The 23,929-nt window shown below is 72.2% G+C and carries 21 protein-coding genes; 8 read left to right on the top strand and 13 right to left on the bottom strand.

Annotated features, from left to right (window positions below):
* Nucleotides 1-340: 340 nt before the first annotated feature.
* Nucleotides 341-820 carry a CAP domain-containing protein gene (locus H288_RS0118145; protein WP_020094001.1) on the bottom strand — a complete coding sequence of 160 codons (480 nt, stop codon included), beginning with the start codon at nt 818-820 and terminating at the stop codon, nt 341-343.
* 336 nt (nt 821-1,156) lie between these two features.
* Here H288_RS0118145 and H288_RS0118150 point away from each other — a divergent pair, with 336 nt between their 5' ends.
* A complete protein-coding gene (locus tag H288_RS0118150) occupies nt 1,157-2,107 on the top strand; it encodes a GGDEF domain-containing protein (RefSeq protein WP_244603222.1) in 951 nt (316 codons plus the stop codon).
* Here the strand turns inward: H288_RS0118150 and H288_RS0118155 are convergent.
* Entirely contained in the window at nt 2,060-4,771 is a 2,712-nt protein-coding gene (locus tag H288_RS0118155) for a DUF3772 domain-containing protein (RefSeq protein WP_020094003.1), read from the bottom strand. The two genes, H288_RS0118150 and H288_RS0118155, sit on opposite strands and share 48 nt — an antisense overlap.
* A 521-nt stretch (nt 4,772-5,292) precedes the next feature.
* On the opposite strand from H288_RS0118155, the gene H288_RS0118160 reads away from it, so the two are divergent.
* On the top strand, nt 5,293-5,841 hold the full coding sequence (locus H288_RS0118160) for an HNH endonuclease (RefSeq protein ID WP_020094004.1): 549 nt from the start codon (nt 5,293-5,295) through the stop codon (nt 5,839-5,841).
* 16 nt (nt 5,842-5,857) lie between these two features.
* Here the strand turns inward: H288_RS0118160 and H288_RS0118165 are convergent, their stop codons facing one another.
* From H288_RS0118165 to H288_RS0118175, 3 genes are all read right to left on the bottom strand, one after another.
* On the bottom strand, nt 5,858-6,097 hold the full coding sequence (locus H288_RS0118165) for a hypothetical protein (RefSeq protein ID WP_026605058.1): 240 nt from the start codon (nt 6,095-6,097) through the stop codon (nt 5,858-5,860).
* Between the two features lie 26 nt (nt 6,098-6,123).
* A complete protein-coding gene (locus tag H288_RS0118170) occupies nt 6,124-7,023 on the bottom strand; it encodes an outer membrane beta-barrel protein (protein ID WP_020094006.1) in 900 nt (299 codons plus the stop codon).
* Between the two features lie 275 nt (nt 7,024-7,298).
* Nucleotides 7,299-8,273, bottom strand: coding sequence for an outer membrane beta-barrel protein (locus H288_RS0118175; RefSeq protein ID WP_020094007.1), 975 nt, complete (start codon nt 8,271-8,273; stop codon nt 7,299-7,301).
* Between the two features lie 236 nt (nt 8,274-8,509).
* On the opposite strand from H288_RS0118175, the gene H288_RS0118180 reads away from it, so the two are divergent.
* A complete protein-coding gene (locus tag H288_RS0118180; protein WP_020094008.1) occupies nt 8,510-8,851 on the top strand; it encodes an MmcQ/YjbR family DNA-binding protein in 342 nt (113 codons plus the stop codon).
* A 50-nt stretch (nt 8,852-8,901) separates the two neighbouring features.
* Here the strand turns inward: H288_RS0118180 and glmM are convergent, their stop codons facing one another.
* From glmM to pal, 6 genes are all read right to left on the bottom strand, one after another.
* Nucleotides 8,902-10,242 (bottom strand): phosphoglucosamine mutase, encoded by a 1,341-nt coding sequence (glmM, locus tag H288_RS0118185; RefSeq protein ID WP_026605059.1) that lies wholly within the window; start codon nt 10,240-10,242, stop codon nt 8,902-8,904.
* Between the two features lie 69 nt (nt 10,243-10,311).
* Nucleotides 10,312-11,124 (bottom strand): sulfite exporter TauE/SafE family protein, encoded by an 813-nt coding sequence (locus H288_RS0118190; protein WP_020094010.1) that lies wholly within the window; start codon nt 11,122-11,124, stop codon nt 10,312-10,314.
* Nucleotides 11,125-11,427: 303 nt separating this feature from the next.
* Nucleotides 11,428-13,350: an ATP-dependent zinc metalloprotease FtsH gene (gene ftsH / locus H288_RS0118195; RefSeq protein ID WP_012321255.1), complete on the bottom strand. Its 1,923-nt coding sequence runs from the start codon at nt 13,348-13,350 to the stop codon at nt 11,428-11,430.
* A 48-nt stretch (nt 13,351-13,398) separates the two neighbouring features.
* Nucleotides 13,399-14,436 carry a tRNA lysidine(34) synthetase TilS gene (tilS, locus tag H288_RS0118200; protein WP_020094011.1) on the bottom strand — a complete coding sequence of 346 codons (1,038 nt, stop codon included), beginning with the start codon at nt 14,434-14,436 and terminating at the stop codon, nt 13,399-13,401.
* A gap of 107 nt (nt 14,437-14,543) precedes the next feature.
* On the bottom strand, nt 14,544-15,533 hold the full coding sequence (ybgF, locus tag H288_RS0118205) for a tol-pal system protein YbgF (RefSeq protein ID WP_020094012.1): 990 nt from the start codon (nt 15,531-15,533) through the stop codon (nt 14,544-14,546).
* Between the two features lie 159 nt (nt 15,534-15,692).
* Nucleotides 15,693-16,187: a peptidoglycan-associated lipoprotein Pal gene (pal, locus tag H288_RS0118210; protein WP_012321252.1), complete on the bottom strand. Its 495-nt coding sequence runs from the start codon at nt 16,185-16,187 to the stop codon at nt 15,693-15,695.
* 349 nt (nt 16,188-16,536) lie between these two features.
* Between pal and H288_RS0118215 the strand changes: the two genes are divergently transcribed.
* On the top strand, nt 16,537-16,941 hold the full coding sequence (locus tag H288_RS0118215; protein ID WP_020094013.1) for a response regulator: 405 nt from the start codon (nt 16,537-16,539) through the stop codon (nt 16,939-16,941).
* 84 nt (nt 16,942-17,025) lie between these two features.
* Here the strand turns inward: H288_RS0118215 and H288_RS0118220 are convergent, their stop codons facing one another.
* On the bottom strand, nt 17,026-18,075 hold the full coding sequence (locus H288_RS0118220) for a WcbI family polysaccharide biosynthesis putative acetyltransferase (protein ID WP_026605060.1): 1,050 nt from the start codon (nt 18,073-18,075) through the stop codon (nt 17,026-17,028).
* 74 nt (nt 18,076-18,149) lie between these two features.
* Between H288_RS0118220 and H288_RS0118225 the strand changes: the two genes are divergently transcribed.
* The 3 genes from H288_RS0118225 (at nt 18,150) to H288_RS0118235 (ending at nt 21,070) form a co-directional block, all read left to right on the top strand.
* Nucleotides 18,150-19,217 (top strand): GSCFA domain-containing protein, encoded by a 1,068-nt coding sequence (locus H288_RS0118225; protein ID WP_042675851.1) that lies wholly within the window; start codon nt 18,150-18,152, stop codon nt 19,215-19,217.
* Nucleotides 19,218-19,505: 288 nt separating this feature from the next.
* Nucleotides 19,506-20,105 carry a nitroreductase family protein gene (locus H288_RS0118230; protein ID WP_020094016.1) on the top strand — a complete coding sequence of 200 codons (600 nt, stop codon included), beginning with the start codon at nt 19,506-19,508 and terminating at the stop codon, nt 20,103-20,105.
* Nucleotides 20,106-20,260: 155 nt separating this feature from the next.
* Nucleotides 20,261-21,070, top strand: coding sequence for an SHOCT domain-containing protein (locus H288_RS0118235; protein ID WP_026605061.1), 810 nt, complete (start codon nt 20,261-20,263; stop codon nt 21,068-21,070).
* Between the two features lie 96 nt (nt 21,071-21,166).
* Here the strand turns inward: H288_RS0118235 and H288_RS0118240 are convergent, their stop codons facing one another.
* Nucleotides 21,167-22,192, bottom strand: a complete 1,026-nt coding sequence (locus tag H288_RS0118240; protein WP_020094018.1) for a KpsF/GutQ family sugar-phosphate isomerase — start codon at nt 22,190-22,192, stop codon at nt 21,167-21,169.
* A gap of 228 nt (nt 22,193-22,420) precedes the next feature.
* Between H288_RS0118240 and H288_RS0118245 the strand changes: the two genes are divergently transcribed.
* Entirely contained in the window at nt 22,421-23,854 is a 1,434-nt protein-coding gene (locus tag H288_RS0118245; RefSeq protein ID WP_020094019.1) for an FAD-linked oxidase C-terminal domain-containing protein, read from the top strand.
* Nucleotides 23,855-23,929: the final 75 nt, after the last annotated feature.

Here is a 23,929-nt window from a genome sequence, read left to right on the forward strand (position 1 = left end):
CCGGGTCTCACGCCTTCACCGAGGAGGTCCGCGCGGCCGGCATGCGTGCCGGATCCGCGTCAAACCCCTCGTACGAAACGGGTATGCCAGCGCCTGCCTGAACGGGCGATGACGGGCCGATACAGGTTCGAAACAGTCGCCTTTACGGTTGCTTCAGCAAAGTTTCCCGAAGCTTAGCCCGGATCCGCCGCGCCCGGGACGCGCGGGCGGTGCCCGACGGCTCGGGGGCGTCGAAGCGGCGTTCGCGCCGTTCATGATCGACGGCGTCTGGCTGTCCGGACGACCGATTCGCCCCCCGCCGGCGAGGCCCCCTCCATGCCGGCCGACCGGCGGGGTGCCGCTACTTCGCGGTGAGGAGCGCCCAGTAGACCTTGTACTTCGAGCCCGGGGCGTAGGCGGTGGCGATCCCCATCCGGGTCGCCCCGGGCGCCAGCATGGTGGCGTCGTGGGGCGGGCTCTCGCGCCAGCCCGAGAAGGCCTCGGCCAGGGTGTGGTAGCCCGCCGAGAGGTTGGCGTTGACGCTCGCGTAGCCGAGCCGCTCGACGGCGGCCTTGACGGTCTGGGCCCGGCTCGGCCGGTCGGCGAGCGCCATGGCGGCCGCCTCGGCCTCGGCGAGGCGCTGCAGTTCGGGATCGACCGTCAGCGGCGGCGCGCCGCGGTTGCGGCGGTAGGACGAGATCATGTCGCGGGCCGCCTCGACGTCGATATGCGCGCTGTTGCTGGCGAGCGGCAGGTAGATGCTCGGCAGCCCGGCGCTGCTCGGCGGCTGGGCGGCGCAGCCGCCGAGAAGCGCCGCCGCCAGCGCGGCCGGACCGACCATCCGGGCTCCGGTCCTGATTTGGGCGCGCCCGCGCCCCGCATGTCGACCGTCACGATCGCGTCTCGTCACGTTTCATCCATCCCTGCGACGGCCCCACCGCCCAGCCGCCATATAGGGGCTGCCGCTCGGCCGCGCATCGGACGGTTAGGGCTTCCTCAAAGGCCCTCCGTCTAAAATTGCACACCGATGACGACCGCGCGTTCCCTGACCCCGGTGGATCCACCCCGCGACCGATCCGTCGGCGGGTGCGCGGACCCGTCGGCAGCGTCTGAGGCGGCGTCGGAGGCCGCGGCCGCGCGCGCCCTCCAGCGGACGATCCTCCGCCAGCAGGCCGGCATGCTGGCGCGGCAGGAGCGTGCCCTGGCGGCCGCCGGGATGGGCCTCTGGTCCTGCCGCCTGCGCGACGGCGCCCTCGACTGGTCCGGGGGCGTCCACGACCTGTTCGGCGTCCCCCGGGGCGCGGCGCTGCACCGGCCCCGGATCCTGGACCTCTACGAGCCGACCTCGCGGCGCCTGCTGGAAGCGCTCCGGCACCGGGCGATCGCCGGGAGCGGCGCCTTCGTGCTCGACGCCGAGATCCAGGCCGGGAGCCGGCGGCGCTGGATCCGGATCCGCGCCGCGGTCGAGACCGAGGACGGGCGCCCCGCCCGCCTGTTCGGAACCAAGCAGGACGTCACCGAGGAGATCGCCCGGCTGGCCGAGCTGAGCCGGCGCGCCGAGTGCGACCCGCTCACCGGGCTGGCGAACCGCCGCGGCTTCGAGGCGCGATTCGAGGCGCGGTTCGAGGCCGGCACGGACGGCGCCGGTCCGGATCCCCTCGCCGCCCTGCTGCTGATCGACCTCGACGGGTTCAAGCCGGTCAACGACGTCCACGGCCACGCGGCCGGCGACCTGTGCCTCCGGCGCTCGGCCGCGCGGCTCGCCGCCGTCTGCCGGGACGCGGCCCTCGTGGCCCGCATCGGCGGCGACGAGTTCGCCGTGCTCCTGCGGGCGCCCGTCGACCCGCTCGCGCTGGTGGAGCGCGGCCGGCGCGTCGTCGCCGCCCTGAGCCGGCCGATCCCGTATCGCGGCCGGGAGTTGCGGATCGGCGCCTCCGTGGGGATCGCGGTGGCAGACGCCGCGGCGATGTCCGCCGGGCGCGGCGGCCGCGCCCGGCTGTTCGGCCGGGCGGACGCGGCGCTCTACGCCGCCAAGGACGCGGGCGGGAACGCCGTCCGGATCGCCCTCGGCGGCGGCCGGTCAGGCGCCGGCGCTGCGCAGGCCGCGGTCGCGCTGGGGCCGGACTGATTCGCCGCCCTCGGGGACCGGCGCCGGCTGGATGAAGCGGCTGGCGATCTCGCCCATCGCGCTCTGCATCGTGTCGAGGCCCTGCACGGTGACGATGCTGGAGCCGGGCCCGAGCGGCGGGATGAAACCCGCCTCCGAGAGGGTCGCGAACACCGAGAAGTTCAGGTCGGTCACCACCTTCTGGCCGAGGCTCACGTCCACGATCCAGACGAGCAGCTCGAATTCCAGGAACGGGTCGCCGATCTTCTTGAACACCACCCGGGGCGGGGGCTCCTTCAGGACGTCGGAATGACCCTGCGCGCAGGCCGTGATCATCTCGGCGGCGCGCACCGGGTCCTGGTTGCGCAGGACGCTGACCGTGATGCTGACGCGCCCGGTCCGATCGCCCCGCACCCGGTTCTTCACCACCCCGGAGATCAGGTTCGAGTTCGGCACGATCACGGCCGAGCGGTCGAAGGTCTGGATCTCGGTGGAGCGCACCGAGATCCGCTTCACGATGCCCTCGGAATCGCCGATCACCACCTGGTCGCCGACCCGGATCGGGCGCTCCCACAGGAGCAGCAGGCCGGAGACGAAGTTGTTGACGATCGACTGGAGGCCGAAACCGATACCGACCGACAGGGCGCCGGCCACGATGGTGAGCTTCTCCAGGCTCAGGCCGAGATACGAGAAGGCCAGCGCCAGCGCGATCAGGAAGCCGCAATAGCCCGCCACCGTGGTGATCGAGTTGCGCAGGCCCGCGTCGAGGTCGGTGGCCGGCAGGTAGGTGTTCTCCAGCCAGCGCTGCACCCCGCGGGTGATGAACACGCCGACCACCAGGATGCCGATCCCGAAGGCGATGCTGGAGAGCGAGATCGTGACATCGCCGACCTTGAAGCCGAAGAAGGCCTGCCGGACCGACGAGACGATGTCGGTGGAATCGAGCCCCCAGGGCGCCAGCACGAGGACCGCCGCCGCCAGGAACAGGATGAGCCGGGTCGCGCCGGTCGTCAGGACCGAGATCTGGTTGAGCGAGCGCTTGCGCAGGCCGGTATTGGCCTGGAGCGTGGTGGCGAGCCGCGTCTCGTCGCTGAGCGCGCGGCCGACGAAGATGTCGACGCTCTGGACCAGCAGGTAGAGCAGCACGAGGACCGCGGCGTCCCAGATCAGCTGGTCGATCAGGAAGGCCGCGAAGGCCACGTAGCCCACCAGCGCGCCGAGCCCGATCAGCGCCACCGCGGCCCAGCCCAGGAGCCGCGCCGGCCCGCCGATGCCCGTCGTGGTCTTGGTCGGCACGTAGGGGCCGAAGCAGGCCTCCTCCTCCTGCTCGGTGTCGGCGAACCGGTGGAGGCCGACCGCGAGGATCAGCGCGGTGGCGACCGCCCCGATGCCCCGCGTGGCGATGGAGATCGGCAGGGCCGCCGAGATCCCGGAATTCAGGGCCTCGACGGACTTCACCACGGTGATCACCGTGGCGATGCCGACGGCGAGCCGGGTCAGGCGCGTGGCCGCCGCGTCGCTCACCGGGGCGGGCCGCCACGCCGGCTTCTCGGGGCTGAGCAGCCCGTCGCAGAGGGCCTCCACGAAGGCGATGAAGGCCAGCCCTCCGAGGATCGCGGCGGCGACCGGCAGGAGCCGGGACGGCAGCAGGTTGGTGGAATCGAGGGCGTAGTAGACCGCGTAGGACCCGGCCACGGCCGGCACGGTGCCGAGCAGGATCACCCGCCAGGCGGCGAGCATCACGGCGCGCCGCGACGGGTCGGTCTTGGTGGCGTCCCGGCGGGCGCCCTTGGGGGCGATGTTGCGCCGGCCGAAATACAGCGCCACCGAGATCCCGAAGGCGAGCCCCAAGAACAGCAGGTTGGCGAGGTTGCCGTTGCGGGAAAACAGCAGCCCGATATCCGACACGGCGCTCTGCAGGGCGCGCGTGTCCCGGGGGACGTCGCCCATCACCTTGGTCCAGAGACCGGGGCCGACCAGCGGCTGGGAGCGCTGGAGCAGGTCGCGGGTGAACGATTCACGGCGGCGATTCGAGACGCGGTCGACGATCTGGTCACCCTGCACCACCAGGGAGCGGGCGAGGCGCTGGGTCTCGTCGATGCGGGTGACGGCGGCCTCGCGCTCGGCGCGCTCGGCGGCGACGTCGGCGCTCTCCTGGGTATCCTTGGGTTTCGGCCCGAGCTGAGCCAGGCGCTCGCGCGCGGCCTCCAGCGGCGCGTCGAGCCGGGTGACCAGGGTGCGGATCTCGTCGGTAACCGTCACGGCGCTGTCGCGGATGGCGGTGAGGTCGGCCACCGTCAGCTCCGTGTGGCCGAGCTGCTTCTCGCGGGCGTCGAGCTCGGTCTTGGCGGCGTCGAGCTTGGCTCGGACCTTCTTGAACTGCTCGGGAACCTCGGCCTTGGCGGCGGGCGCGGGCTTCGCGTCGGCGGGTTTCGCGTCGGGCGCCTTCGCGTCGGGCGCCTTGCCGTCCGCGGGCTTGGCGTCGGGCGCGGCCTTGGTGTCGGCGGACTTGTGATCAGCGGGCTTCTGATCGGAAGACTTGGCGGCGGGCGCCGGATCCTGGGCGAAGGCCGGCAGGGTCAGGGCCGCCGGGGTTGCGAACACCAGCGCGGCGAGCAGGGCGAGTGCGCGGGACGGGCGCGGCGCGCCCTCCGGCTTCCGGGTCCGCGCTGGGATACGATGCATGAGCAACCTCTCGTCGGGCGCGCGGCGGCCGGCCGGAGTCCGGCATCGGCGAATCGGCGGCGATCGGGGACCGGGCGGGCCTCCTGGCGGCCGGGCGCTCTGGGCGAGCAATAGGGCGAAACCGTGCCGCTGCCCACCCCGGGCCGGATCCCGCGCCGGGTCCCACCCCCGCGAGCCCGCTGTGGGTGCGTCCCCGGGGCTCATCCGGAAAAGCTTCACAAGGGTGTCACGCTGGGATTAGATGAACACCTGATGGACAGGGCCTTTTCGTTGCTACGCGAAAGGGCGCGGCCGGTGGCGATACCGGCCCGGCCCGGCCGCGTTCCGGATGCTACCGCATCGACCGGCGCCCCCGCGCGCCGGCCCGCCGCCCTGTTGTTCCCTCCGTCTCTCCCGTCAAGCCGTCGCTCCGCGCGCCGGCCCGTCCTGCATCGGCCCCGGGCCGGTTCGGACGGGCCGGCGGGGCGGCGGCATGGTCCCGCGCGTCCCACGCGCCAGAGCTAGTCCGAAGAGTCGCGCCGATGATGGATCTCCAAACCCTCGTCCTCAACGCGGATTATCGGCCGCTCTCGTACAATCCGCTCTCCCTCTGGTCGTGGAAGGACGCCTTCACGGCCCTGTTCCTCGACCGCGTCACCCTGGTGGCGAGCTACGACGTCGAGGCGCGCTCGCCCTCGCGCGCCCTGCGGGTGCCGAGCGTCGTGGCGCTGAAGAACTACGTGGCGTTGGCCCGCAGCCCGGCCTTCACCCGCTACAACATCTACCTGCGCGACGGTTTCAGCTGCCAGTATTGCGGCCTGCGGCTGCCCTCGGGCGGCCTGACCTTCGACCACGTGGTGCCGCGCTCCCGGGGCGGCCTGTCGAGCTGGGAGAACGTCGTGGCGGCCTGCTCGCCCTGCAACCTGCGCAAGGCCAACCGCACGCCGGACGAGGCGGACATGCCGCTGATGACCGAGCCCCGGCGGCCGACGCGCTACGAGCTGCACCACCGGCAGCCCGAGTTCGATCACCGCCAATACCATCACACCTGGCTCGACTACCTGTACTGGGACAGCGAGCTGGAGAGCTGAGGGCGGCGCGGAGGCCTCACCAGGCCGGCTCGCGGCGGGGCGGCTCGTTGTACATCGGGACGTTGTGGTTGCGCGGCAGGTAGCCCCGCACCAGCACGGGCGGGGGGACGGCGGGAACGGACGGCACCGGACTCCGGTATCGAACGCTGCGCGGCGGATGCGGGTCGCGCGGCCAATCCGCCGCGACGGCGGGGTCGAGGAGCGGGCCGGCACCGAGCAGCAGGACGGTGAGCCGGATGGTGCGTGCGTGCTGCATGAACAGGCTCCCGCCGAAGCGCGGCATCAGAACTTGACGGCCGCGCCGGCCCGGACGGTGTTCAGGTTGACCTTGTGCCCGTCGAAACTGCTGAACAGCACGTACTGATACTCGGCGCGCAGGAGGATGTTCGGCGTGATCGCGTACTCGACGCCCGCTCCCGCCGCCACGCCGGCGGTGACCTTGGTCCTCGACTGCGTCTGGATCGAGGTGAACGGGGTCCCGTTGTAGGGCGCGCTCTGGTTGAAGCTCGTGTAGCCGTAATTGTTCACGTAGGTCGGCGTCCCGGCCAGAGTCGCGTTGTAGGCCGTCAGATTGAAGCCATAGTTCTGATAGCTCGTCGTATCGGCGACGCGCGCCCGACCGATGGCGATGCCGCCAGTGACATAGGGCAGGAAATTGCCCAGGGCGTAGCCGACCCGCGCGCGCAGCGTGCCGTAATCGTTGACCCGCGTCGCCGTGGATCCACTCAGGCTCACGGTATCGTAGCTGCCGGCGGCCGACATTTGGGTCCGCGCAAGACCATCGCTCGACACGCCCATCCGGCCGAAATTCGTGTAGTCCCCCTCGATGCCGAAGACGAACTCGTCGAACTGAACGTTGTAGCCCGCGAAGGCGCCGAAACTCGTGTCGCCGACTCGCCGCGATGGCGGGCTAAGGAGCGTCGAGGCGTGGAAGTCGGACTCACCCGTCGTGTTGTGCGAGTCCCGGTAGATCAGCGGTTGGAACGCGCCCTTGCTCCCCATGAGCGCGGAGGTGTAGCCGCCGTGGCCGCCGACATACACGCCGCTCCAGTCGACCACCGGGGCCGGGACCGGGTCGTAATCCGCGCCGCGCAGGTAATCGTAATCCAGATCCGCGGCGCGCGCGGTGTTCACGCCGCAGAGACCGAGAACCGCCAGCAGCGGGAAAGTGACGGTACGCATCGGGATCGTCCTGGGACGGAAAAGACGGACGGCGGATCGAGCCTCGACACGGTGATACGCCGGTAACCTTAATTCTCCGTTGCTCGACTGCGATAGGTCAGTCCCGATCCGGGGATGCCAGTCCTGGGACGTCGTGGCGGTTATTGGGTCGGCCAAGGACGGGCTGAGGACAGGCCGAGAACCGAGCCTGTCGCGACGGGGCGCCGAAACGCGAGACGGCGCGGAGACCCTCCGCGCCGTCGTCGTCCGTCAGGGGAATCGCGGTCGAGGCGCGATCAGTACTTGCGCACCAGCGGGCCGGGGATCGGCTCAGGCATCAGCGGCGGCAGCGGGGCCGCCACGAAGCCACCGAGGTAGTAGCGCAGGCCGATCTTCACGTCGTGCGCCTCGATGTCCTTGATCTTGATCGCCTGTAGGCTGCCGGTGCAGCACGGGACGAAGCCCGGGCCGGTCTCGGCCTTGCCGAGGTTCAGGTAGCGGTAGGCCACTTCGATCTTCAGCGCGTCGGTCACGTTGTAGGCGAGACCGGCGTGGAGCGCCCAGGCGAGGCTGCCGGTGGTCTTGTCCTTGTAGAACTTGCTGCCGCTGTTGGTGTTGTAGACCGGATTGCCGTTCGGGTCGTAGACCGGGGCGTACGGGATGCAGCCGCAGCCGGCATTGGTGTAATCGTACGCGTAGGTCGGGCTGGTGAACTGCTGGTTGGTCGAGTAGCTCGAGACGTGGTTGAACGCGTAGCCGACGCCGCCGCCGATGAACGGCGTGATGCCGTACCACGTGCCGAGGTCGAAATAGGCGTTGGCCAGCACCACCGCGGAGTCGAAGTTGCCGCTCGACTTGTTCACGCCGTACGAGCCGAGCCCGTTGTCGAAATCCGGACCCTTGTAGTACTCGCTGCCGCGCAGGCCGGTGGAGTAGCGGTACTCACCGGTGATGTCGCCGCGCAGGAACGGGGTGAACTGGTAGCCGACGCCGACGCCCGCGAAACCGCCGCCGCCGACCGCGTTGCCGAAGGCGCGGTTGGACTCGGCGTAGCCGGTGTAGTCGTAGGCGTCGCTGTAGCGCGGACGGGTGTAGATGCTCGCGCCCACGTCGCCGCGCAGGTACCAGCCGCCGCCGACCTCGATCGGCGGGGGCGGCGGGGGCGGGGGCGGCGGGAGCATCAGATCCGCGGCCGCGGCGAGGCAGGGCGCACCGACGCTCGCCGCGAGCGTCAGGCTACGCACCAAAGCGTTCAGCTTGGAGCGGGCCATGAGGATTCCTTCACTGGACTCGTGAGCCGGACGCGCGGCGCGCGGTCCCGGGGTACGAGGGCAGGATGGAAGGAACGTCTTAAATCCGGCTTAACGTTAAATGTTAGGCTTGCGCATCCGTTGCCGAACTGTCGAAACGGATATCCGGGCGAGACTTGCTTGTTTCGGCTGCGCTGCGCCGCCGGGGTCAGCGCAGTTCTTCTGTGGGGGCCGGACGGCGCGGGGGCTGAGGCCGCATGGGACCCGACGACGTGCGCATCCTGGCGCTGATGCTGCCCGAGGCGGTAGCGGGCGCCCACAGCGGCAACCCGGATTTCCGGGTCGGCGGCCGGGTCTTCGCGACCCTCTGGGTCGAGGAGGCGCGGGTCGTGCTGCGCCTCGCGCCCGCGGATCAGGCCGCCCTCTGCGAGGCCGAGCCGGACCTGTTCGCGCCGCTCGACGGCGCCTGGGGGCGGCGGGGCTGGACCAATCTCGACCTCGACCCGTGCGCGGAGGAGGTTCTGCGGGCGGCGCTGCTGGCGGCGTGGCGGATGACCGCACCCGCGGAGCTGCGCGCCGCCTACGCCGATCTGGGCTGACTCGGGCTGCCCCCTTCGGAGTCGAGCCGCGCCCCTCCGGGGCTCCGGCCTCAGGCCGCCGCGCGGGTGACGGCGTCGACCACCTCGTCGACCACCGCGTTGACGAGGCCGCGGTCGTCGCCCTCGGCCATGACGCGGATCACCGGCTCGGTGCCCGAGGGGCGGATCACGAGGCGGCCGGCATTGCCGAGCCGCTCGCGGGCGTGCTCGATGGCGCTGACCACGCTGTCCTCGCGCAGGGGCTCGCCGCTCCGGTAGCGGACGTTCTTCAGGATCTGCGGCAGCGGGTCGAAGCAGTGGCAGACCTCGCTCACGGGCCGGTTCTGCCGCTGCACCACGCTCAGCAGCTGCAGGGCGGCCACGAGGCCGTCGCCGGTGGTCGTGTAGTCCGACATGATGATGTGGCCGGACTGCTCGCCGCCGAGGTTGTAGCCGTGCGCCCGCATGTGCTCGAGGACGTAGCGGTCCCCCACCGCCGTGCGGGCCAGGGTCAGGCCGAGGCCGCCGAGGAACCGCTCCAGGCCGAGATTCGACATGATCGTCGCGACCACGCCCGGCTGCGTCAGGCGCTCGTCCTCCTTCCAGGAGCGCGCCACGACGGCCATGAGCTGGTCACCGTCGACCACCTGGCCCTTCTCGTCCACGATCAGCACCCGGTCGGCGTCGCCGTCCAGCGCGATGCCGATATCGGCCCGGCGCTCGCGCACCATGTCGATCAGGGCCGCGGGCGCGGTCGAGCCGACATCCCGGTTGATGTTGAACCCGTCCGGCTCGGTGCCGATGGCGATCACCTCGGCGCCGAGCTCCCACAGGGTCTCGGGGGCGACCCGGTAGGCCGCGCCGTTGGCGCAGTCGACCACGACCCGCAGCCCGTCCAGCGTCACCTGCCGCGGGAGGGTGCGCTTGGCGAACTCGATGTAGCGGGCGTGCACGCTCTCGATGCGCTTGGCCCGGCCGAGGTCGTTCGAGCCGGAGAGGCGCTTGTGCATGTCGGCGTCGATCAGCCCCTCGATCTCGTGCTCGATCGCGTCGTTGAGCTTGAAGCCGTCGGGCCCGAACAGCTTGATGCCGTTGTCCTCGAACGGGTTGTGCGAGGCCGAGATCATCACGCCGAGATCGGCCCGCATCGAGCGGGTCAGCATCGCCACGGCCGGCGTCGGCACCGGCCCGAGCAGGAGCACGTCCATGCCCACCGAGGTGAAGCCGGCGACGAGCGCGGTCTCGATCATGTAGCCCGAGAGGCGGGTGTCCTTGCCGATCACCACCCGGTGGCGGTGGTCGCCGCGCTGGAACACGAGGCCGGCGGCCTGACCGACCTTGAGGGCGAGCTCCGGCGTGATCACGCCGTTGGCCCGACCCCGGATGCCGTCGGTTCCGAAATACTTGCGCACCATCACGTCTCCGGCGCCCGGTCTCGCGGACCCGGCACAGCTTAGCAGATTATCGCGCCCGCCGGCGGCTCACCGGCCGGCAGAGTCAACGGGGTGCTCCCCGACAAAGGCGGTCGAAATGGGGCGCCCGGCGCGCTGCAGGAGCCGCGGCGCCGAGGCCGAAACCAGCGCGAGGCCCGAGACGGTCAGCAAGCCGAGCACGAGCCGGCGGAAGGCGACCTCGCTGAGGCCGAGATAGATCCGGGTGCCGAGCAGCGTCGGGACCAGCATCGCCGGCAGGACCACCGCCAGGATCGGCAGCGTCGCCCGGGTGACGAGCCCCGCGGCGAGGTAGGTCGCCAGGGTGACGCTGAGCATCGCGAGGTTGAAGTTCTGGATCACCGAGCGCTGCACGTCGCGCTCGTAGCGGCGCAGGGTGCACCAGAGGGTCGGCAGCATGCCCGTGAAGCCGCCGAGCCCGCCCATCATCCCGCCGCCGAGGCCCACCGCGGCGTCGGCGAGCCGGCCGCCGGCCGCGATCCGCGGTAGGTTCCGGGCGAACAGCATGGCCGGGCACCAGACCATCAGCAGGAGGCCGAGGAGCGTCTTGAACCAGTCGGCGTCGAGCCGCGGCAGCAGGAGGACGCCGAGGGGGATGCCGGCGAGGCCGCCGAGGACGAAGGGCGCGAGGCGCCTAGTCTCGAACCCGCGCCGGACCGAGACCGCCGCGATGACCTGGCCCGTGAAGGCGCCGGAGACGGCCAGCACGGCGGCGAGCTGCGGGTCGATCACCCAGGCCCAGAACGACAGGGCCGTGAGGCCGAAGCCGAAGCCCGACAGGCCCTGGACGAAGCCGGCGACGACGGCGCCGAGGGCGACGACGAGATAGGTCGAGACCGGCATCGGGGGTTTCGCGGCGGCCTGTGGAAGGGACCTGTGTTTCCGATTCGGCGGAGTCCGCGGAGCCTCCGGCCAAGCTGACGCGCGCGATCCGCCGACAGGAGGGCCGGTTTGTCACGGGAGACGCGGCGACGATCACGCGTCGCCGGCGAACGCCGCCGCTGATGAGGGAGCGCGACGCGGCCCCACGCGCGGTCCTGACAGCGTCCTGAAAGCGCACCGAATCCGCACGCGCGTCGAAGGAGGCCGCACGGAACGAAAAAGGGCGCCTCGCGGCGCCCCCTTCGCTCGTCCGATTCCGCGACCTCAGGCCTGCGGCTGCGGCTCCAGGCCGCCGTCGCTCTCCTTCGGCCGGCCGCGGCCCGCCGAGGGGACCGAGGAGCCCCGGGCCGGGGTCGGCGGCACGTCGCCGCCGTCGCGGATCGGGGGCTGGCCCTTGAGCAGGTTGCGGATCTCCTCGCCCGAGAGGGTCTCGTACTCGAGGAGCCCCTGGGCCAGGGCCTCCAGGTCGTCCTTGTGCTCGGCCAGGATGCGGCGCGCCTCCTCCAGGCCGGTCTCCACGAGGCGGCGGACCTCGGCGTCGATCTTCTGGGCGGTCGACTCGGAGACCGATTGCTGCCGGCCCATCGACATGCCGAGGAAGACCTCGTCGTTGTTGTCGCCGTACGCGACGGTGCCGAGCTCGGGGCTGAAGCCCCAGCGGGTCACCATCATCTTGGCGAGCCGCGTCGCCTGCTCGATGTCCGACTGCGCGCCCGAGGTCACCTTCTCGCGCCCGAAGATCATCTCCTCAGCGATGCGGCCGCCCATCATGATCGCCAGCCGCGAGGTCATCTGTTCGAAGCTCATGGAGAGCTTGTCGCGCTCGGGCAGCTGCATGACCATGCCCAGCGCCCGACCGCGCGGGATGATGGTCGCCTTGTGCACCGGGTCGGTGGCCGGGACGTTCAGCGCCACGATGGCGTGGCCGCCCTCGTGGTAGGCGGTGAGCCGCTTCTCGTCCTCGGTCATCACGAGGGTGCGCCGCTCGGCGCCCATCATGACCTTGTCCTTGGCGTCCTCGAACTCGTGCATCGTCACGATGCGTTTTCCGCGTCGAGCGGCGAGGAGCGCCGATTCGTTGACGAGGTTCATCAAGTCGGCGCCCGAGAAGCCCGGGGTGCCGCGCGCGATGGTCTTGAGGTCGACGTCGGGGGCCAGCGGCACCTTGCGGACGTGGACACGCAGGATGCGCTCGCGGCCGGTGACGTCCGGGTTCGGCACCATGATCTGGCGGTCGAAGCGGCCGGGACGCAGCAGCGCCGGGTCGAGCACGTCGGGGCGGTTGGTCGCCGCGATGATGATGACGCCCTCATTGGCCTCGAACCCGTCCATCTCCACGAGGAGCTGGTTGAGGGTCTGCTCGCGCTCGTCGTTGCCGCCGCCGAGGCCGGCGCCGCGGTGGCGGCCGACCGCGTCGATCTCGTCGATGAAGATGATGCAGGGCGCGTTCTTCTTGGCCTGCTCGAACATGTCGCGCACGCGGCTGGCGCCGACGCCCACGAACATCTCGACGAAGTCGGAACCCGAGATGGTGAAGAACGGCACGTTGGCCTCGCCCGCGACCGCCCGGGCGATCAGGGTCTTACCGGTGCCGGGCGGGCCGACGAGCAGCACGCCGCGCGGGATCCGGCCGCCGAGCCGCTGGAACTTCTGCGGGTCGCGCAGGAACTCGACGATCTCCTGGAGATCCTCCTTGGCCTCCTCGACGCCGGCGACGTCGTCGAACGACACCCGGCCGTGGGCCTCGTTCAGGAGCTTGGCCTTCGACTTGCCGAAGCCCATGGCGCGGCCGGCGCCGGACTGCATCTGGCGCGAGAGGAAGATCCAGGCGCCGATGAAGACGAGGATCGGCAGCCAGCTCACGAGGAGCTGGATGAACCAGGGGGTGTTGTCGGACGGCGGGCGGGCGGTGATCTGCACGCCCTTGCCCTGGAGCTTGGAGACCAGGCTCGGGTCGTTGGGCGCGTAGCTCGTGAAGTTGCCGCCGCCCACGTAGGTGCCGGACACGTCCTGCCCGGAGATCACCACCGACTGGATCTTGCCGGCATCGGCGTCGTTCAGGAGCTGGCTGTAGGCGATCTCGCTGCCGCCGCCCCGGTGACCCGGGTTCTGGAACAGGGTGACGAGGGCCAGCACCAGCAGGAAGATGACGACCCACAAGGCAAAGTTGCGAAAATTCGGGTTCATCGATCAATCCCTGGCGCGTGCGACCCCCAGGACGGACCCGCCACGCGGCTATTCCGGTCCATCCGTGCACACTCCGCCAATGTAGGCGGGGGGCTCTCCCTTGCCAAGTAAGTCGGGAGACCCTGCGGCGAGGGCAGCACCTGCGGGTCCGTGCCGGCGTGGCGGCGCCGGGGCGAGGCTCACGCCCCCGCCCGCGTCGGCGGCGACGAGGATCCCCGCGAGGGTGCGGCGGACCGGCTCCCGGCGGCGCAGGGCCGGCAGGAGCGATTCGAGGACGAGGGACTCGAGGCGCTCGAGGCGGCGCGGCGCCGCGCCGGCCCGGGCCAGGGCGAGATCCAGGCAGCGCAGGGCCACGGCGTCCGGCAGGGCCGCCAGGGCGCGCCCGTCGAGGCGCAGGCCCGCGCCCGTCTCCGACCCGGGCCGGAGCGCCCCGTCGAGGGCCTGCTCGGCCGCGCCCCGGAGCGCGGCCTCGTCGCGGGCGGCGCGCTCGGCGAGCCGGGCGAGGCGCGCCCGGGTCAGGCCCTCGCGCTCCAGGGCCGGCCAGGCCGTGCGCAGGCGGCCGCGGGCGAAGCGCGGGTCGCCGTTGGCGGGATCGCGCAGATACCCGATGCCGCGCGCCGCGCACCACGCCTCCAGGCTCGCCTTCGGCAGGTGCAGGAACGGGCGCCCGAGGGTGAGGCCGGGACCGAGGTCCCGCTCGGCGCGCATGCCGGCGAGCCCCGCGGGGCCGCTGCCGGCCGCGAGCCGGATCAGCACCGTCTCGGCCTGGTCATCCCGCGTGTGGCCCGTCAGCACGAGCCCGGCGCCGACCGCCCCGGCATGGGCGGCGAGGAGTGCGTAGCGGGCGGTGCGGGCCGCGTCCTGCAGGCCGGTGCCGGGCTTCGCGCCCGTCCAGGTCAGGGTCGCGTGGGGCAGGTCCAGCGCCCGGGCGGCGCGGCCGACGCCCTCGGCCTCCGCGCCGGATTCCGGCCGCAGGCCGTGATCGACGGTCGCCACGCGCAGGGACGCGCCGGTCGCGTCGCGCAGGCACGCGGCGGCGTGCATCAGGGCGCTCGAATCGGGACCGCCCGAGACGGCGAGGAGCACGCCCCGCCCGCCGCGCGCGGCCCGGTCGAGCCAGGGGCGGAGGGCGCCGAGGACCGGGTTGCCCGAGTCGCCCGAGTCGCCCGAGTCGCTCAGAGCGCCCGAGACGCTCAGGCGCCGCAGCGGGCGCGCTTCTGCTCGCGGGCGACGCCCTGGCGGACGCCGGTGCCGGCATTCGGGAACTTCCGGTCCAGCTCGGCCAGGGTCGCGCAGGCCTGCTCGCGGGCGCCGAGCGCGTTGAGCGTGACGCCGAGCTTCAGCATGGCGTCGGGGGCCTGGGCGGAGCGGGCGTAGTCGGTCGAGACCTTCAGGAACTGCTCGGCGGCCTCGCGGTTGCGGCCGCGGGCGAGGTAGCTCTCGCCGAGCCAGTAGGTCGCGCCGGCGACGCGGTTGTCGCGCGGGTGCGACTGGATGAACTGGCGCAGGCCCATCTCGGCCTGCTCGTACTGCTTGGCACGGTACAGCTCGACCGCGGCGTCGAAATCGGCGGCCGGATCTCCGGTCCGGGTCGCCGCCACGCTCTCGGAGGGCCGCGCCGGGATCGCCCCGGTCCGGGCCGGCGGCCGCAGGTCCACGGGCTCGTCGTAACCGGAGGTCCCGGCCTCCGAGTCGTCCTCGCCGGACTCGTTGAGCGCGCCCTGGGGCAGGCGCTGCGGCCGGGGCGCCGCCTCGGCGGCCTCCTCAGCCTCGCGGGGCGGCAGCGGCGCGGAGGGCTGCGTGCTGCCGAGCTGCATCGGGGCGCCCGGGGCGCCGGGGGCCTGCGACGGGTCAAAGGCGTCGCCGCGCTTCCCGGGGCGGCCGGCGCCCGGATTGCCGCCGTTGACGGGCCCCGACGGCGCGGGCGCGGCCGAGGGTTTGCCGCCCTTGCCCTCGTTCAGGCGGTACTCGACGTCCTCCTGGAACTTGCGCAGCTGCTCCTTGAGCTGGCGGTTCTCGTACTGGAGGGTCTCGATCTGCCCGGCCATCATCCGGGACTGGTTCTCGATGCGGCCGAGGCGCACCACCAGTTCCGAAGCGTCCTGCGCGGCGGCCGGGTGGGCGAGGAGCACGGCACCGACGGCGGTGGCGAGGGCGAGGCGGGTGCGAAGGCGGGCGGGCATGGTACGGCTGCGGTCCGGTGTCGGCGCGAGGCCCTATCAGATGCGCCGCACCGCGGCAAAACTGCGGCGCGGGTCGAAGGAGTGATCGAAGGCCGTGATCGAGAGCATCGATCGGAGGCGGCGGCCGAGAGCCGCCTCCGGGGTCGTTCGCGCGGCGGCCTACGCGCCGGCGCCGCGGTCGAGGACGATCACCGCGCGGCGGTTCTGCGACCAGCAGGAGATGTCGTTGCACACCGCCACCGGCCGCTCCTTGCCGTACGACACGGTCCGCATCCGGCTCGCCGCGATGCCGCGGGTGGCGAGGTAGTCGTTCACCGCCTGGGCCCGGCGGGCGCCGAGGGAGAAGTTGTACTCGCGGGTGCCGCGCTCGTCGGCGTGGCCCTCGATGATGAAGGTGTAGCGCGGGTAGCGCTGCAGCCACGCGGCCTGCTTGTCGAGGGTCGCGGTCGCGGTCGGCGTCAGGTCGGTGGAGTCCGACTCGAAGAAGACCCGGTCGCCGATATTGACGACGAAGTCCTGCGCGCTGCCCGGGGTGGCGGCGCCCGCCCCGAAGGCGGAGGCGTCGGCGAGGTCCTTGTCGTTGCTGCAGGCGCCCAGGCCGAGGGCGGCCACGAGTGCGAGGCCGAGGGCGGCGGCGCGGAAACGCTGGGGCATGGTCTGAAAAACTCCTCGAGCGGTGCCGAAGGCCGGCTGCTGGTCTTCGAGGCGGGTCCGCGTAATCCTGGCGCCGTTGGTAGGCGGGGTTGGTTAAGCGACGGTTCCGCCGGGCGGCGCGGGAGCGTGGTGACGGTCCGCACCGATCGACGGCGTGCGCTGACGCACCCGGACGCGCCCGGAATGCGGCGGCGGCGGGGCGGCGGGCCGCGACGCGCCATTTCGGCCGCCTCGGTTGCGGCGCTGCAACAGGCGCCGGGCCTCCGCCGGTAACGGTCGCGGGCCGGGCTTTAAGAGATCCTCAACCCTATCGGTCCCTTATCGGCGGGCCGAAGACCGGACCTCCCGCATGCGCCCCGCCCAGAGCGTCCTCATCGTCGAGGACAGCTACCTGCTCCTCGAGATCGTCGCGAGCCTGTGCGAGACGCACGGCATCCGGGTGATCGAAGCCTCGACGGGCGAGGCTGCGCTGACCGTCCTGCGCGACCGGGGTGCGGCGATCGACTGGCTGTTCACCGACATCCACCTGCCCGGGCTGATCGACGGCTGGACGGTGGCCCACGCCTTCCGGGCGATCCATCCGGACCGGCCGGTGGTCTACACCTCGACGGACACGCACGGCCGCAGCGGCGTGCCGGGCAGCCTGTTCCTGCGCAAGCCCTTCCAGATGCAGGAGGTTAACCGCCTGGTCCGGATGATGGTCGAGGGCCTGGGCGAGGCCGGCTCCGAGAGCCGGCTCTGCGCGGCGGGCTGAGTCACGGACCCATCCCAGCCGGTCCGTCATCGCGGGCGCAGCGACGGGTCTGCCGGCCGGACGCCCCGGGTCGCGGAGGCGGCCTCAGCCGCCCCGGAACAGCGCGACGATCTCCGGCGCGGCGAGCCACGCCTCGACCCGCGGGCAGGCGAGATCCCCGGGGGGCATCGCGTCGTAGAGGGCGAAGCTCGCCGCGACGAAGCCCGGCAGGTCGTAGAGCACCGGGAAGTCGTCGCCCCGCGGCTTGGTCTTGAACAGGTACGAGCCGGTCAGGCCGAAATGCTCAGCGATGGGCGGGTAGATCGGCCAGACCACGTCCTGGGCCAGCTCGTCGCCGAGGTAATCCTCGATCTCCACGGGCTCGGGCGTGAGCCCGTTCTCCTGCAGCAGCCGCCTCGCGATGTCGCCGAGGACGTGGACCTTGGGATGGTTCATCAGGTGCATGAAGGCGCCGCGGCGCGCCCAGCGGGTCACCTCGCGCTCCAGCCCGAAACCCAGGGCGTCGGCCGCGCCGACGAGCTCGCGCACCGCCGGGTCCCAGTGGTCGAGGTAGCCCAGGCGGGCGAACACGTCCTCGCGGAACAGGGCGGCCGTGCGGCCAGCATCGAGGCCGAGCCGGTGGGCGGTGACGACGATCGCCGAGTGGTACTGGCCCAGCGGCGACGGCGTCAGCTTCAGCGCGGCGAGGTCCGAGGCCTGCCCGACATAGACCATGTCCGGGTGGAAGGCCGAGAACACGATCGACGGGAACAGCTTGAGCCGCGGGTCGGCCGCGCGCACAGTGGCGGCGTCGCCGCCGGGGATCAGCCCGGCCGGGAAGGCCTGCGAGAAGACGTGGTCGTGGGCGCGCAGGGTCCGGATCAAGCCGTCGACATGGCCGTGGTCTCGCTTCAGCGAGCCCATGGGCAGGTAACGGACCGGGCTCTTCGGCGCGAGCAGGCGCATGGCCCGGGCGATGCCCCGGGCCTGGCAATTGCCCAGCACCGCGATGCTCGGCCCGTCACGGGTCGTGGCGGTGCGGGCGCGGTTCCGCCATGGTGTCGCCCAGGTGGGGGCCCAACGGGTAGGCGTCCAATCGGGCGCCGAGCGGGTGAACGCGCTGCGGGCGCGCCGGGGCAGGTCGTTCAGGGCCACGTCGCGTGCCGGTGTCAGCGGACGGAACAGCGCCCCCGAGGGCCTGCCGCCGTCGTGAAGAAGAGGGTTCGAAGATGGCGTTGAATCCGTATACGGGTCTACCGGCCGAGCGATTCTGGCGCAAGGTCGTCACCAACGTGCCGCCCTTCGCGGTCAATCCGCACCCGAAGGACACGTTCGTGATCGGACCGACCGACAAGGTCGCCACCGGCGGCTCGTGCTTCGCCCAGCGGGTGGCCGAGGCGGTGCGCGGCGCCGGGTTCAACTACTACCTGACCGAGCCGCCGACCCCCGGCATGAGCGCCGAGGAGGCCAATGCCCGCCAGTTCGGCACGTTCTCGGCGCGCTACGGCAACCTCTACTACACGCGCCAGTTCGTGCAGCTGTTCGACCGGGCCTACGGCACGTTCGAGCCGGAACTGAAGGCGTGGCTGCGCGACGACGGTCGCTACGTCGACCCGTTCCGCCCGACCGTCGAGCCGGCGGGCTTCGCCAGCGAGGCCGAGGTGGTCGCGGCGCGCGACGCGCACCTCGCCGAGGTGCGCCGTCTGTTCGAGACGCTCGACGTGTTCGTGCTGACGCTCGGCCTCACCGAGGGCTGGCGCTGGCGGGCCGACGGCGCGGCGCTGCCGCTCGCCCCCGGTGTCGCGGGCGGCACGTTCGACCCCGCGCTCTACGAGTGCGTGAATGCCGGCGCGGGCGAGGTGCTCGGTGACCTCAACGGCTTCCTCGACCGGCTCTGGAGCGTGAATCCGAAGGCGCGGGTGATCTTCACGGTCTCGCCGGTGCCGATGATCGCCACCTACATGGACCGGCACGTGATGGAGTCGAACAGCTACTCCAAGTCGGTGCTGCGGGTGGCGGCCGGCGAGGTGGTCGGCCGCGGCGACCCGCGGGCGGTCTACTTCCCCGCCTACGACATCGTCACGAGCAACGTGAATGCCGGGCGCTACTACAACGAGGACCAGCGCACCATCAACGACGCGGGCGTGCGCCACGTCATGCGCCTGTTCCTGGCGACCTTCGCCCGCGACCGGGTCTCGCCGGCGCCGACCCACGCCCCCGTCGACCTCGCGGCCGAGTTCGAGGGCAATGCCGGCGTGATCTGCGACGAGGAGGAGATCGAGCGCAGCGTGGCGTGACGGGGGGCCGAGATCGTTACCGGAGCGGCGGCGGCCATCGGGCGGCCTGCATCGTCTTCACGAGCGTAGCGAAGTGACCCAGGGCGACGCGACATCGACAGTCGTGGCGCTGCCTGGATTGCTTCGCTCCGCTCGCAAAGACGGCAGCGCTCCGAAGATCCCGCCGGGCAACCGCTCGAGCCCTTCGCGACCGTCACGGCGGCCGGGGCGATCCCGCGTTTGCCTCCAGCCCGGCCTTTCGGGCAAGCTCGGCCGCCCGGGCGCTCGCGCCTATCGGAGACGAATCCCTTGAGCCTGCCCCCGCCCCGCCGCGCCGACCACGACATCGATCCGGTCTTCGTGAAGCGGCACTCGCCCCGCGCCTTCACGGGCGAGGCCGTGCCCGAATCCGAGCTGATGCGGATGATCGAGGCGGCGCGCTGGTCGCCCTCCGCCTACAACTCGCAGCCCTGGCGCTTCCTCTACGCGCTCCGGGGCGACGCCCACTGGGACACGTTCTTCGACTTGCTGGTGCCCGGCAATCAGAAATGGGTGTCCGGCACCGGCGCGATCCTGTTCCTCGTCTCGAACGGGCTCATGAAGGTCGGCGACGAGCTGAAGCCCTCCTACAGCCACTCCTTCGACGCCGGCACCGCCTCGCTGGCCTTCCAGCTCCAGGCGATCCACCAGGGCTGGCACGCCCACGGCATGGTCGGGTTCGACCACGTCCGCGCGCCCGCGGTGCTGCGTCTGCCCGAGAACCACCGGATCGAGGCCGCCTTCGCGGTCGGCCGCAAGACGCCCGAGGCGGACCTCACCGAGGAGCAGCGGCCCCGCGAGACCCCGAACGGCCGCCGGCCGATCACCGACTTCACCATCGCGGGACCGTTCCCGCAGGCCGCCGGCTGAGACGGGCCGGAACCCGCTCGGACGGCCGGGGATTGGCTCCGCATCGCGACGCCGTCGCAGGTCCGTGGGCGCAGGCCCACGGGCTCGACCCGGGCCGGCAGGGGGCCGCCGCCGCGCGCCTCCTGTCCGCCCTCCGACGCTTCGGGAGCTGGCTCATGGATCCGTCCGACACCGCCGCGTCCGACCCGTTCCGGGATGACGGGCCGTTCGACCCCGTCCCCGGGCTGCAGACCGTCGCCGACCGCCACGGGGTCAGCCCGGACGCGGTGCGCCACCTGGTCCGGGCCCTCGAGCGTGGCCACGGCACGATGGCGCAGTTCGACCATCCCGATCTCGGCGGGATGGGGCAGTGGTTTTCCGGCGGGATGGTGATGGTCGGCCGGATGTTCGACGACGCGCTGAAGGCGCGGGTCGACGCGCTCTGCACCGAGCTGGCCGGGGCGCTCCCCGCGGGGGGCTTCTCGGAGGCCGCGCCCGCGGCGCGGCGCGGCGGCGGCGAGTGGTGGCTGGCCGGCCTCGGGGATCCGGCCAGCACCGGCGCGCAGGACGGGCTGCGCTACGCCTATTTCCCGGACAGCCGGCGGCTCGCCGTCGACGCGGGGTCCGGGGTCGCGCTGTACGATACCGGCGAGCACCGCATCACCGGCGTTTCCCAGGCGAACGGCAGCCTCGGCTTCACGGGACCGTCCGGGGCCGTCGCCCTCGACCGCCTGCGCCGGATCGAGGCGGAGGTCGCGGCGCCGCGCCAAGCGGACCCGGGCCGAGCGGACTCGGCCGAGATCCCGGCGAAGGCCGCCCCCGCCGCTTCGCAGGCCGCTGCGGCTGCCCCTTCGGCGGCCCCGGACCGGTCGTCTCCGGACGCGATCCTCGCGACCATCGAGCGGCTGGCCGACCTGCACGCGCGCGGCGTGCTCACCGACGCGGAGTTCGCGACCAAGAAGACGGAGCTGCTGGCCCGGCTGTGAGGGGCGCCCGGTCGCCGTACCCGCCGGCCCCGTCCCGAGGCGCGGAGGCCTCGCGGGATGCGGGCGCGGATCGGACCCTGCCGGGTCCCGACGGCCTCAGGCGATGCCGACGCGCAGCAGGTCGTGGACGTGCACGATGCCGACCGGCCGGCCGTCGGTGACGGCGAAGACCGCCGTGATCAGCCGGCGGTTCATCAGCTCCAGCGCGGCCTGGGCCAGCTTGTGCGGCTCCACGGTCACCGGGTCGCGGGTCATGACGGTCGAGACCGGCGTGTCGAGGAGCGTCGGACCCATGTGGCGGCGCAGGTCGCCGTCCGTGACGATGCCGACGAGGCGCCCGGCCGCGTCCGTGACGCCGACGCAGCCGTAGCGCCGCGCCGCGATCTCGATCATCACCTCGGACATGAGGGCGGTCTCGTGCACCAGCGGCATGTCCTGGGGCCCGTGCATCACCTGCTGCACGGTCCTGAGGCGGGCCGCGAGGGTGCCGCCCGGATGCAGGGTGTGGAAGCGCGCCGAGGTGAAGCCGCGCCGCTCCAGGAGCGCCACCGCCAGGGCGTCGCCCAGCGCCAGCTGGATCAGGCTGGAGGAGGTCGGCGCGAGGTCGTGCGGGCAGGATTCCCGCACGCGGGGCAGTTCCAGCAGCACGTCGGCGGCCTTGCCCAGGGTGCTCTCGCCGTTGCGGGTGATCGCCACCAGAGGGATCGAGAACCGGCGGCTGAAGCCGACCAGGTCGGACAGTTCCGCGGTCTCCCCCGACCACGACAGCGCGATGATGACGTCGTCCCGGGCGATCATCCCGAGGTCGCCGTGGCTCGCCTCGGTCGGGTGGACGAAGAAGGCGTGCGTGCCGGTGGAGGCCAGCGTCGCGGCGATCTTGCGCCCGACATGCCCGCTCTTGCCGATGCCGCTGACGATGACGCGGCCCTTGCTCTGCAGGATGGTCTGCACCGCCTCCTCGAAGGCCGCGCCGAGCCGGCCCTGGAAGGCCGCGCTCGCCTCCTGCAGGGCCGCGATGCCGAGTTGGAGGCTGCGGATCCCGAGGTCGCGGGTGGTGGCGAGATGCGCCGACGGCGCGTCGTAGCGGTCGTCGCGCAGGGCGCTGGAGGCGGGAGCGTTCATCGTGTCCGTTCTTGACCCGTCGACCGGATCCGGCACCGGGGGCCGGAATCGGGGAGCGGCGCAGCGAGGCGTCTCCGGCGACGCTAGGCAGCCGTCGTGGTTGAAATGTGACGCGGGGACGACGCAGCGCCGCACGCCGGTTGAAGGCGCGGCCGCCGGGGTCCATGCTCCCGGCACGCCATCCCGCGCGCCGTCCCGCGCCGCGGGCCCCAGGAGGGCAAGAGCCCCATGACCATCCGCTTCCCCGACCCCGATCCCGCGATCCTCGCCCGCCGCGAGGCGATCCTGGCCGGCCTCGCACCCCTGGTCGCGCCGGAGGCGCTGGTGGTCAGCGAGGACGAGCGCCGGGCCTTCGAGACCGACGGGCTCACCGCCTACCGGCAGATGCCGCTCGCCGTGGTGCTGCCCTCCACCACCGCGGAGGTCGCCGCCGTGATGGCCTACTGCCACGCCAACGGCGTGCGGGTCGTGCCCCGGGGCGCCGGCACCTCGCTCGCGGGCGGCGCCATCGCGCAGGCCGACGCGATCATCCTCGGCGTCGGCAAGATGACCCAGGTCCTCGACATGGACTTCGCCAACCGCACGGCCCGGGTGCAGAGCGGCATCACCAACCTGGCGATCTCCGGGGCGGTCAGCCACGAGGGCTTCTTCTACGCTCCCGACCCGTCGAGCCAGCTCGCCTGCACGATCGCCGGAAACATCGCGATGAATTCGGGCGGCGCGCACTGCCTGAAATACGGCGTGACCACCAACAACCTGCTCGGCGTCACCCTGGTGCTCAATGACGGCACCGTGGTGGAGATCGGCGGCCAGCACCTCGACAGCGGCGGCTACGACCTGCTCGGCCTCGTCTGCGGCTCGGAGGGGCAGCTCGGCATCGTCACCGAGGCGACCGTGCGGATCCTGCGCGCCGCCGAGGGCGCGCGCCCGGTGCTGGTCGGCTTCTCGAAGGTCGAGGATGCGGGCGACTGCGTCGCGGCGATCATCGCGGCCGGGATCATCCCGGTGGCGATCGAGTACATGGACCGCGAGGCGATCCTCATCACCGAGGACTTCGCCCAGGCCGGCTACCCGCGCGACGCCGAGGCGATGCTGATCATCGAGGTCGAGGGCTCGGACGCCGAGTGCGACGCGATGCTGGCCCGGATCGAGACGATCGCCCGGGATTTCCGCCCGACCAGCCTGCGCGTCTCGCGCTCGGAGGCGGAATCGGCCGCGATCTGGAAGGGCCGCAAGTCGGCCTTCGGCGCCACCGGCCGGATCTCCGACTACATCTGCATGGACGGGACGATCCCCACCGGCCAGCTCGGGCCGGTGCTGGAGCGGATCGGCGCCATCTGCGCCGAGAAGGGCCTGCGCGTCGCCAACGTGTTCCACGCGGGCGACGGCAACCTGCACCCGCTGATCCTGTTCGACATCAACACGCCCGGCGAATTGCAGAAGGCCGAGGCCGCGGGCGACGAGATCCTGAAGCTCTGCGTCGAGGTCGGCGGCTGCCTCACCGGCGAGCACGGGGTCGGCATCGAGAAGCGCGAGTTGATGCGCTTCCAGTACGACCAGGTCGATCTCGAGCAGCAGATGCGGGTCAAGGCGGTGTTCGATCCGGACTGGATGCTGAACCCCGCCAAGGTGTTCCCGCTGGACGGGCGCCTCGCGGCCTGAGCCGCGCCGCGCGCGGGGTCCGGCCGAGAGCTTGGCCGAGAGCCCGGCCAAGAGGTCTGGCGAACAAGTCCGGAC

It is taken from the genome of Methylobacterium sp. 285MFTsu5.1 (genome assembly GCF_000383455.1).
GTDB lineage: Bacteria > Pseudomonadota > Alphaproteobacteria > Rhizobiales > Beijerinckiaceae > Methylobacterium.